Genomic DNA, 10,804 nt, shown 5'->3' on the forward strand with positions numbered 1-10,804 from the left:
GCGAAACCGCAAAGCGTCCTTGTAATAGCGGCAGACGGTTTCAGGAGAAACGAGAGCTTGTATCGACAATAGGTCAGATCAACATCGGTTACCCGGCGGCGGCGACGTCGTTTCTCGGTTTCCGTCGCCGCGAATCGCCTGCTTGACCACGTTACAAGCTTCGCCTAGAATCGTTTCGGAGCGAGCGGAATCCTCCGCCTCCGCGGTGACCCGGATGACGGGCTCCGTCCCGCTCGCGCGGATCAGGAACCAGCCGCCGTCGCGCTCGACGCGGACGCCGTCGGTCCCGTCCACCGCCGGATACCTCGCGGTGACCGCCTCGCGTATCTCCTCCATCGCGGCGATCTCGTCGTCGACGGCGAACGATCGGCGGTGGATCGGGTACTCCTCGATGTCGCGTATCTGGCCCGACAGCGATCCGTCTCGATCGATCAGCGCCGCGAGCCGGGCCGCGGCGAACAGCCCGTCAGGACACAGCGCCTCGTCCGGCCAGATCCACGTGCCGCTCGGTTCGCCGCCGAACACGGCGTTCGAATCGGCCGCTCTGGCGGCGACGCTCACGTCGCCGACCGCGGTTCGGACGACCTCGCCGCCCGCGGCTCTCACCGCGTCCTCGACGGCCCGGCTGGCGTTGATCGGCGCGCAGATCCGGTCGCCCGGTTCGACGGCCTCGCGCGCGAACAGCGCGAGCAGCACGTCGCCCGCGACGAACGTCCCGTCGGAAGCGACGGCCATCATCCGGTCCGCGTCCGCGTCGTGGGCGACGCCGAAGTCGGCGTCGGTCGCCGCGACGACCCGCCTGAGGGTCGCGCAGTGGTCCGCGGTCGGCTCGCTGGGCCGGGACGGGAAGGTGCCGTTCGGCTGGCCGTTCAGCGTTTCGACCGAGCAGCCGAGCGCCTCCAGCGCGCGGGCGGTTCCCCCGCCGCAGCCGTTACCGACGTCCACCACGACCGAGAGGTCGTCGATCGGGTCGAACGCCGCCGCGATCCGGCGGACGTGCGTCTCGGTGGCGTCGTCCCACGTGCGCTCCGTGCCGTGGCGGTTCCAGTCGGCGAAGGCGAACGCCCGCCGGTTGATGCGACGGATGATCTCGTGCCGCTGCGCTCCCCCGAACGCCTGTCCGTTCGCCGACCACAGTTTCAAACCGTTGTCGGTGGGCGGGTTGTGCGACCCGGTCACGGTGACGCCGGCGTCGGCGTCGAGCCAGCGGACGCTCCGGGCGACGGTCGGCGTCGCTGCAACGCAGAGACGAACGACCGCCCCGCCGCACTCGCGGACGCCGGCGCTCACCGCGTCGGCGAAGGTCCGCCCGGTGTCGCGGGGATCGCGGCCGATTACCACAGTGTTCGCGCCCTGGGACGCCAGCGCGCGCCCGACGTTCAACGCGAGATCGGCCCGAACCACCTCGCCGACCGGCCCCCGTATACCGCTCGTTCCAAACATTACGTGGAACGAACGGGCGGCGGCGGCATTAGTACACGTCACCTAACGGTGAAATTCCTTCCGCCGGCGACCGCCCGGCCAATGCGCGACGAATCGCACCGGGCGTTCCGGACGTTTCGGCGCGGCGTGCCGGGGTTTCGATCGAAACCGCTCACGCGGCGCGCGCCGCGGTCCCTCAGCCGCGACGTATCCGTCTTCGCGAAGCGGCGTGCGAGGCGGACTCGTCGGGCGGCTTCACCCGCGCCGCGGGTCCGTCGACGCCGCGAATCCATCGACGCCGTGAATCTACCGCTACCGCGAGTATATCGCCGCCGTGAACGGTCTCGCGCCTACACGTCGAACTGGCCCCGCTGACCGCCTCTTTCGGGCCGAAACGGCACAATTCGTCGTTCACGCTGGGGAACGTGTGCGCCTTTCTCGTCGGTCTCTCGCGGTAGCGGTAGCCTACGATCGCTGAGGTATTCGAGCCGGCTCTCCCGCGTACCTCGGCGTAAGCCGCGCGTAATGGCGGTTTAGCTGGATTTACATAGTGTAATAAGACGGTGGTGTTTGTTCTGTCCCGGTTATCTTCGCAATAACTAGTCAAATATGCTGATTAAATCCTTAGTTTCAATTGACGAAATTTCCCGTGGTTCTTTTTTCGCGACGTGAAACGGAGAGTCGTATTTATATCGTGGACAGTATGACTGTCCATTGGTGTGTCAAAGCCATGCTAGTACGAAGCCGGTCGCGTAAGCGACAGCTAACGCCCGATCTGAGGTGCCGGTCGCGTCCCGCCGCTGAAACGGTCACGACGGAGCAGGGAGGGACGGAACTGTGAGCGTCGCCGATCTCACCATGCAAGCCAAGGACGACCGACAGGAAGTTCGGTCCGACGTGCTATCGATGGACGTCGTCTTCGAGCTGCTGAAGAATCGGCGACGGCGGGACATCCTCCGCTTCCTGTTCAACGCCGACCGGACCGTGACGCTGTCGGAGCTGGCGGAGCAGATCGCGGCGTGGGAGAACGAAATCGAGGTTCACGAACTGAGCTCCGATCAGCGAAAGCGCGTCTACGTCGCGCTCTATCAGACCCACCTTCCCAAGATGGACGACGCGGGCATCATCGACTACGACCAGGACCGAGGCAACATCACGCTCTCGGAGAACGCGGATCTGCTCAGCATGTATCTCGACACGGGGAGCGAAAGCGACACCGAGTGGGAAAAGCGGTACATCGGGCTTAGTCTGACCGGCGGCACGCTCGCGCTGTTTCTCCAGTTCGCCGGCCTCGGCGTTCTCCCCGAGGTCGGCCTCGCGGCGGGCTTCGCGAGCGTCTTCCTGCTCGTCTCGCTCTGTCACGCGTACGAGGCCCACCAGAACCGACAGGCGCGCAGATCGAAGCTCTCGCGCATCAGGTAACACCAGGTAACGCTCCGGACGCTGACCGTCGGCGCCGAGCTCGATCGTATTTTTACGACTCGTCTCGCGGGATTTATATTCCGCGGCGTAGTAATATACTACACTCCCGGTGGCCGACGTCGTGTACCACAGTTCGCGTGCCAGCAACGCTGTGGATGCGGGCCAGCGGGAGCCTTTCTAACGGGCGTACGAGCGCGTTCGCGGAGTTATTTTCGCGTCGGTAGGCCGTACTTGTCTCCCGTCAACCGCCCTATAACAATGGCTGTTTCAGGATTAGGAGAGTTCGTTCAGTGGACTTCGAGTCATCGAACGAGAGAACTATGACGCCTGAATTACTCGGACCGACGGCTTCCCGCGGTCGATCGGTCCACGGTCATCCGTACGGAGGTGGTGTCGCATGTGCGGGATAATCGCCCGCGTCGGGAGCGACAACGGGGTCGACGAGCTTCTGAACTCGCTTTCGAACCTCGACTATCGAGGGTACGATTCGGCCGGTCTCGCCGTCGTGAACGGCGACATCCGACCGACCGTCGTGAAATGCGAAGGAAGCATCGAAGATCTCGGCACGCGCATCGACGGCCGACTCGCCGGGTCGGTGGGCATCGGCCACACGCGCTGGAGCACCCACGGCCCGCCGACGGACGAGAACGCTCACCCGCACACCTGCTGTGACGGGCGAATCGCCGTCGTCCACAACGGCATCATCGAAAACCACGAGTCGCTCCGCGAGCGACTCGTCGCCGCCGGCCACCGCTTCGACAGCGAGACGGACACCGAGGTCGTCCCGCACCTCATCGAGACCTACCTGAAGCGGGGATGCGATCCAGAAACCGCCTTCCGAAGGGCGGTCGGCGACCTCTCCGGCAGCTACGCGATCGCCGCCCTGATCGGCGACGACGACACCGTCTACGCGACCCGCTCCGGCTCCCCGCTCGTGCTCGGCGTCGGCGACGACGAGTACTACCTGGCGAGCGACGTCCCCGCGTTTCTCGAATACACGGACCGCGTCGTCTACCTGGAGGACGGACAACTGCTGACCGTCGACCCGGAGGGGTACCGGCTCACCACGTTCGACGGGCGGACGCTCGACCCGTCGGTCGAGACGGTGAACTGGGACCCGGAACAGGCCGGAAAGGGCGCGTACGATCACTTCATGCTGAAGGAGATCTACGAGCAGCCGCACGCGCTCAGACAGGCCATCAAGGGGCGGGTCGACCCGGGGACGAACGAGCTCTCGCTGGAGGAGTTCGAGGAGGGGGCGTTCGCCGACGTCAGCGACGTGCAGTTCGTCGGCTGCGGAACGTCGTACCACGCGGCGCTGTACGGCGTTCACCTCTGTTCGAACCGGGGAATCCCGGCGGCGGCGTACCTCGCGAGCGAGTACGCGACCTCGCAGCCGCGGATCTCCGAGGACACGCTCGTCGTCGGCGTTACCCAGAGCGGCGAGACCGCCGACACGTTGAACGCGCTCCGCGAGGCCGACCGGGCGGGCGCGAGAACCCTTGCCCTCACGAACGTCGTCGGGAGCACGGCCGCCCGCGAGTGCGACGACGCGCTCTTGATCCGCGCCGGTCCCGAGATCGGCGTGGCGGCGACCAAGACGTTCTCCTCGCAGGTGGTCTGTCTGCTGCTGCTCGCGGAGCGGCTGGCGCGCGATCGGGGGCTGGACGAGTCCTCGTCCGACCTGTTCGCCGCGCTCGACGCCCTTCCGGACGCGGTTCAGCGACTCCTCGACGAGACGAGCGCGCGCTCCATCGCGGAGCGGTACAGCGGCGCGAACTCGTTCTTCTTCATCGGCCGCAACACCTGCTTCACCGTCGCGCTCGAAGGGGCGCTGAAGTTCAAAGAGATCACCTACGAGCACGCCGAGGGGTTCGCGGCCGGGGAGTTGAAACACGGACCACTCGCGCTCGTCACGCCCGAGACCCCCGCCATCGGCGTTCTCGACGGTCCCGATCGGGAGAAAACCCGCCACAGCCTCGCCGAGGCCCGCGCCCGGGGCGCGCCCGTCGTCGCGATCACGTGCGATCCCGAGTCGGTCGACGACGTCGCCGATCACGTGCTCGAAGTGCCCCGAACCCACCTGGAGCTCGCCGGGGTTCTGGCGAACGTGCAATTGCAGCTCCTGTCGTACCACGCGGCCGCGATGCTCAGCCGTCCGATCGACAAGCCGCGGAATCTCGCAAAAAGCGTCACCGTGGAGTGACGGCCGTCACCGGCGGGTGACGTCGTTCACTCCGCGTCGCTCACTCCGCGCCGCTCTTCTGGAGGTTGATCGTCGCGGAACCGTCGAGACGGAACTGGGTGATCTCCCCCGAGAAGCGGTACGCGTCCTTTCCGCCGAAGACCGAGCCGGAGACGGCCGACCCGCTGATTGCGTCGTCCTCGTCGACGGTCGCACCGTCGACCGTGCTCTTTTCGATCGATCCGGAGACGCTGAACTCGTACCGGCTCTCCCCGTTTCCGTCCGTCCCGTCGATGACGACGACGTGCGGGCGTTCGTCGTCGGGCGCTGCGCCGCGGCCCTCGTCGTCCGCACCGAGCGTCGACGGGTCGACCTCCTCGCCGTCGAGGAGGACGGTCGCCGCGCCGCTCGTGAACCGGAAGTCGGTGACCTGTCCGGAGAAGGCGTAGCTGTCGACGCCGCCGTTGACGGCGCCCTCCGCGGTCGAGCCCTTGATGTTGTCCTCGCTGTCGAACGTCGCGCCTTCGGCGTCGCTCGGCTCCAGTTTGCCGTCGACGGTGAGTTCGTAGCTGGCGAGACCGCGGTCGCCGCGGATGCTGAGCACGTGCGCTCCCTCGGCGTCGGAGCCGCGGCCCTCGTCGTCCGCACCGAGCGCCGACGGGTCGACCTCCTCGCCGTTGATCGCGACGGTCGCCGACCCCTCGGTGAACTGGAAGTCGGTGACCTGTCCGGAGAAGGCGTAGCTGTCGACGCCGCCGTTGACGGCACCCTCCGCGGTCGAGCCCTTGATGTTGTCCTCGCTGTTCGGCGATCCGCCGTCAGCCTCGCTCGGTTCGAGCTTCCCCTCGACGGTGAGCTCGTAGCTGGCGAGGCCTTTGTCCCCCCGGATGCTGATGACGTTCGGAAGCCCCGAATCGGCCGACTTCTCGCCTTCGGCGTTCGATTTTTCGTCTTCGGCTTCCGAACCGTCCGCGTCCGAGGGGCTATTCAGATTTCCCGCTGCATCAACGGGCTTGCCGTCGAGCTTCGGGGCCGGACAGCTCGCGCTCTCGGTGACGTTCTTCGTGTCGACCTGCGCGCCGCTGAAGGCGGTCGTCTCGCCCGGCACGTTGACCGACGCGTTGGCGACCGTGACGCCGTCCGCGTCGACGATCTTGATCCCGTCGCCGCTGCCCTGCTGGATGCACACGTTCTCGATGGTCGATCCGTCGCGGCCGTTGATCTGGATGGCGGCGTCGTCGGGCGCGTCGCCGGTGATGTTCACGTTCTCGACGACGATCTTCCGCGACGGCGGCGCCTCGTCCTGCGACGGCGCGCGGAACGGCCACGATTTCGGGCTCTTCGCGTAGATCGGCTGGGCGTCGGTGTTCGTCTGGATGCGCGTGTTCTTGACGTGCATCTCGGCGCCCTCGACGCCGTTCACGATGGCGCCCGAGGAGTAAGGGACCTCTTCCATGATGATGTCGCAGTCCTCGATCGTCAGGACGTGGCCCTCCTTCATCCAGATCCCGCGCATGTTCTGGTCGCGCGGCGTCGCGCTCACGTCGTCGCAGACGATTTCGACGCCCTTGACGCGCGCCTTCACGCCGCCGGTCCGGACCTGCGCGAGGTTGTTGTTCGCGTAGCGGCCGCCGATGACGTTGAGGGGGCCCGGGTGGGCGCTCGCGTACAGCCCCTCGTCGTCCCACGCCTCCATCTTGCAGTTGATGAAGTTGATGGTCCCCGACGGTTCGAGGTCGACGACGTTCTCACCGGACGGGTAGTCGCCTTTGATCGGCGGTCGGATCCAGGTGGCGGTGCCCTCCCCACCCTTCGAGAAGTCGACGTTCTCGAGGGTGACGACCGTGTCTTCGTTCACGCACTGCAGCACCGACCCGTGCGTGTCCTGCTCCTGCCGCTCCAGGAGCCGCCAGTTCTTCAGGGTGTTCTGCCCTTCGACCGCGTAGATGATGACCCTCGCGGCCCCGTCGACGTCGAACCCCTCGACGTGCACGCCCCGGGCGTCTTTGAATCGGAGGATGTCCTTCGAACCCGGGATGAGCGTCGCGCCTTCGGGGGCGACCATCGCGAAGTTCTTGAGACCGCTCTCCGAGAGGCCGTCGAGCTTGTACGTCCCCTTCGGGAACTTCATCATCGTGTTGTCGCCGACGTGCTCGGACAGGACGTCGTCGATCGACTCCCCGCCGCTGTTGTCGGCGCCGGCCTCGACGACGTTTACGACGTTGTCGTAGTTCTTTTCGGAGACCGCTGCCGCCGTTCCGACCGCGCCGGTCGCGAGCGCCGCGGTCGCGGCACCCGCCATCTGCAGATACGACCGCCGTCCGAGGAGTAATCCTTCGTTACCGCTCGTATGCGGCGGATTATCGTCATCGTCGTGTACCTCAAGTTCGCGTGCCATGCGTTCGATAACCTGGTACTACTGCACATAAATCTTTCCAAGATTGAATCGTTGATTCAACTTACTCTCAATACTTACAGAAAGTTCGTTCAGTGGTTCATGAGTGTTTGGCAAGGAACTATTACACGTGAAACCCGACCGTGCCACCGGTTAATACCGGATTAACGGGCCGAACCCCTCCTCAGCGGCGGGTTCTCTATTCTTTTCTGTAGTCAATCGGTACATAACAAAGCACCCGACGGACCGAACAGCGGACGCTCATGACGGATCGGTCTGACGGCATGCGGACGCTCCTCGTCGGACTCGACGCGGGCTGTCTTTCGGTTCTCGAACCGCTGCTCGAGTCGGGTGCACTTCCGAACGTCGCGTCCGTCTTCGAGGAGGGGGTTTTCGGGGCGCTACAGTCGCAAGTTCCGCCGTGGACGCCGAGCGCCTGGCCGTCGCTGTACACTGGGACGAATCCGGGAAAACACGGCGTCTTTGGATTTCTTCGCTTCGACGGCTACGACTGGGACGTCGTGAACGCGACCGACGTTCGCGCTCGGACGCTCTGGGAGTATCTCGACTATCACGGACTCACGAGCGTCGTCGTCAACGCGCCGGTGACGTACCCGCCGCCCGACGTCGACGGTGCCGTGGTTCCGGGCTACATGGCCCCCGAAAACCCGACGTGTCACCCGCCCGGACTCCTCGACGAACTCCGGGCGGAGCTCGGGGAGTACCGCGTGTACGCCCCGTTCGACGGCGCCGACGACGTCGGCGCGCGGATCGAATCGTACCGGTCCCTGGTTCGGATGCGCGGCCGCGCGTTCCGGTACCTCGCCGACAAGTTCGACCCCGACTTCGGGTTCGTGCAGTTCCAGCAGACGGACACGGTGTTTCACGAGTGCCCGGGCGACGACCGCGCCGTGCGCGCGGTGTACGAGGCGGTCGACGCCGAACTCGGCGAGATTCTGGACCGCTGCGATCCGGCGACCGTGATCGTGGCGAGCGATCACGGGATGGGCGCGTACCGGGGCGGCGAGGTCCGCGTCAACGAAGTGCTCCGCGAGGCCGGTCTCGTCGAGACGAAACGCGGCGGCGAGGGGATGCCCTCCTGGAACGCGATCGCGACCGAACGGCTCCAGCGGAACGGCGAGGCGGAGTCGGCCCGGAACCGCACTCTCTCCCTGGCGCTGTCCGCGCTCGCGAAGGCGGGCCTGACGAGCCAGCGGATCGGCAGGGTGCTCAAAACCGTCGGCGCCGATCAGTTCGTCCTGGACCGCGTCCCGAACGCCGTCGTCCGGGCGGCCACCGAACAGGTCGACTTTCCCCGGTCGAAGGCCTACATGCGGTCCCGCGTCGAACTCGGCGTTCGGGTGAACCTCGAGGGGCGCGAGCCCTGCGGCGTCGTTCCCCGATCCGAGTACGAGACGGTCCGCGACGAGATCATCGAGTGCCTCCGCGACGTGCGGACGCCGTCGGGCGAGCCGGTGTTCGAACGAGTGGATCGCCGGGAGGAGCACTTCCACGGGCCGTACGTCGACGAGGCGGTCGACGTCGTGACGATCCCGACGGACTACGACCACTTTCTCACCGCACAGCTCCGCGGGGATCCGATCTTCCCGGTCCCCCAGGAGCCGTGGAACCACAAGTTCGAGGGCGTCGTCGCCCTCGCCGGCGAGGGCGTCGACGCGGGGGCGACGCTCGACGGGGCGACGCTGTTCGACGTCGCGCCGATGGTGCTCGCCGCGCTCGGCCTCCCGTACGACGACGACATGGACGGTGGGCCGCTCGATCCGATTTCGTCGGTCGGTTCGCGGGCGTATCCGCCCTTCGACGGCAACCGGACGCGCGCGACGGACGACCGCGCGATCGAGCAGCGGCTCGCCGAGCTCGGCTATCTCGAACGATGACTATGGCACAGAAGGAGCGACGTTTACACGACCCGGTCGAGAGAAACGGCATTCGCGTCGGCCCCGCGACCGACGAGCAGCTCGAATCGTGGGACAGGTACGTCGAACAGTCCCCCCACGGCACGGTGTATCACCAGCTCGAAGCCCTCCGCGTGCAGGCCGAACACTCCGGGACGGAGCTCCACCCGCTCATCGGATTCAAGGGACAGGAACCGGTCGGCCTGTTCCCGGTGTTCACGCGGTCGAAGGCGGGGATGAACGCCGCGTTCTCCCCGCCGCCGGACCTCTGGGTTTCGTACCTCGGACCGGCGCTGCTCAACTTCGAGGGGCTCAAACAGCGCCGGCGGGAGAAGCGTCACGGGCGGTTCATCGGGGCGGCGCTGGAGTGGCTCGACGACGCCTTCGCGCCCGCGTACACGAACGTCCGGAGCGGCTGCGCGTACACCGACCCCCGCCCGTTCAAGTGGAACGACTTCGAACTGACGCCCCGGTACACGTACCACGTCGACCTGACCCGCGGCGAGGAGGAGCTGCTCTCGTCGTTCAGCAGCGACGCCCGTCGGAACATCCGGACCGACGAGGACCGCTACTCGATCGAGGAGGTCGGACCCGAGGGGATCGAACGGATCATAACGCAGGTCCGCGGGCGGCACGAAGAGCAGGGCGAATCGTACACCGTCACGCCGGAGTTCGTCGTCGACCTCTACGAGCGGCTGCCCGCGGGGCAGGTCCGGCCGTACGTCTGCCGCGTCGACGGCGAGTTCGTCGGCGGCATGGTGACGCTCGCCTACGGCGGGACCGTCCACCGGTGGCAGGGGGGCGCGAAAACCGACAGCGACGTGCCGGTCAACGATCTCATCGACTGGCGGATCATGACCGACGCGATGGACGCCGGCCACTCCTGTTACAACCTCGTCGGCGCGAACAACGAGCGGCTCTGCCGCTACAAGGCGAAGTTCTCGCCGACGGTGGCGCAGTACTACAGCCTCGGCCGGCGATCGATGGGGATGCGGATGGTCGCCGAGGTGTACAAGCGGTTCATCCGCTGAGGGGCGATCCGAACGGGGGACGACGCTTCGACTGGAGTGTCGAAGCGAGAACGCCGCGCTCCCGACTACCGGTGACGCCGGGCGGGTCGCGGAGGCGGACGCCGACGCCGCCCGGATCGGGCGGACGCGCGGCGGGGGACGTCTCGCCCTCGGCGGTCGGGTCGACACCGGTCGAATCGACTCGCGGATCGACCGTATCTACTCCGTTCCGGACTCGGACGTCCCGTTTCCGTTTCCCGTCACCCGCGATCGGTTTCCGTCTGGCGCCGGCCTCGCGGAGCCGCCCTTCGCCACCTCGGCCAGGTTCCCTTCCGACTGCGCCCGCTCCGCCTCGGTCCCGTCCAGGACGACCTCCCCCTGGAGCCCCGCTTCCGTCACGCCGGTGATCGCGATGGCGGCCGAACCGTTGAGGTCGCCGAGCAGGTTGCTGTCG

At 66.7% G+C, this 10,804-nt stretch carries 7 protein-coding genes; 4 read left to right on the plus strand and 3 right to left on the minus strand.

All coding sequences use genetic code 11. From position 1 onward, the window contains the following. Positions 1–78 precede the first annotated feature (78 nt). Positions 79–1,443, minus strand: coding sequence for a phosphoglucosamine mutase (gene glmM, locus CNO20_RS22045; protein ID WP_101298366.1), 1,365 nt, complete (start codon positions 1,441–1,443; stop codon positions 79–81). A gap of 837 nt (positions 1,444–2,280) precedes the next feature. Here glmM and CNO20_RS23600 point away from each other — a divergent pair. Continuing rightward, positions 2,281–2,844, plus strand: coding sequence for a DUF7344 domain-containing protein (locus CNO20_RS23600; RefSeq protein ID WP_394337282.1), 564 nt, complete (start codon positions 2,281–2,283; stop codon positions 2,842–2,844). Between the two features lie 397 nt (positions 2,845–3,241). Next, positions 3,242–5,050: a glutamine--fructose-6-phosphate transaminase (isomerizing) gene (glmS, locus tag CNO20_RS22055; RefSeq protein WP_101298367.1), complete on the plus strand. Its 1,809-nt coding sequence runs from the start codon at positions 3,242–3,244 to the stop codon at positions 5,048–5,050. A gap of 40 nt (positions 5,051–5,090) precedes the next feature. Here the strand turns inward: glmS and CNO20_RS22060 are convergent, their stop codons facing one another. Continuing rightward, positions 5,091–7,427: a putative sodium/potassium/calcium exchanger gene (locus tag CNO20_RS22060; RefSeq protein WP_143423328.1), complete on the minus strand. Its 2,337-nt coding sequence runs from the start codon at positions 7,425–7,427 to the stop codon at positions 5,091–5,093. A gap of 260 nt (positions 7,428–7,687) precedes the next feature. Between CNO20_RS22060 and CNO20_RS22065 the strand changes: the two genes are divergently transcribed. Continuing rightward, positions 7,688–9,322 (plus strand): alkaline phosphatase family protein, encoded by a 1,635-nt coding sequence (locus CNO20_RS22065; protein ID WP_101298369.1) that lies wholly within the window; start codon positions 7,688–7,690, stop codon positions 9,320–9,322. Further along, entirely contained in the window at positions 9,319–10,371 is a 1,053-nt protein-coding gene (locus CNO20_RS22070) for a lipid II:glycine glycyltransferase FemX (RefSeq protein WP_233204291.1), read from the plus strand. The genes CNO20_RS22065 and CNO20_RS22070 overlap by 4 nt, the downstream gene beginning before the upstream one ends. A 198-nt stretch (positions 10,372–10,569) precedes the next feature. On the opposite strand, the gene CNO20_RS23145 is transcribed toward CNO20_RS22070, so the two are convergent. Next, positions 10,570–10,804, minus strand: a 235-nt coding sequence (locus CNO20_RS23145) for a hypothetical protein (RefSeq protein WP_158237470.1), incomplete at its 5' end; no start/stop codon positions are given.

The organism is Halegenticoccus soli (genome assembly GCF_002844195.1).
Classification (GTDB): Archaea; Halobacteriota; Halobacteria; order Halobacteriales; family Haloferacaceae; genus Halegenticoccus; species Halegenticoccus soli.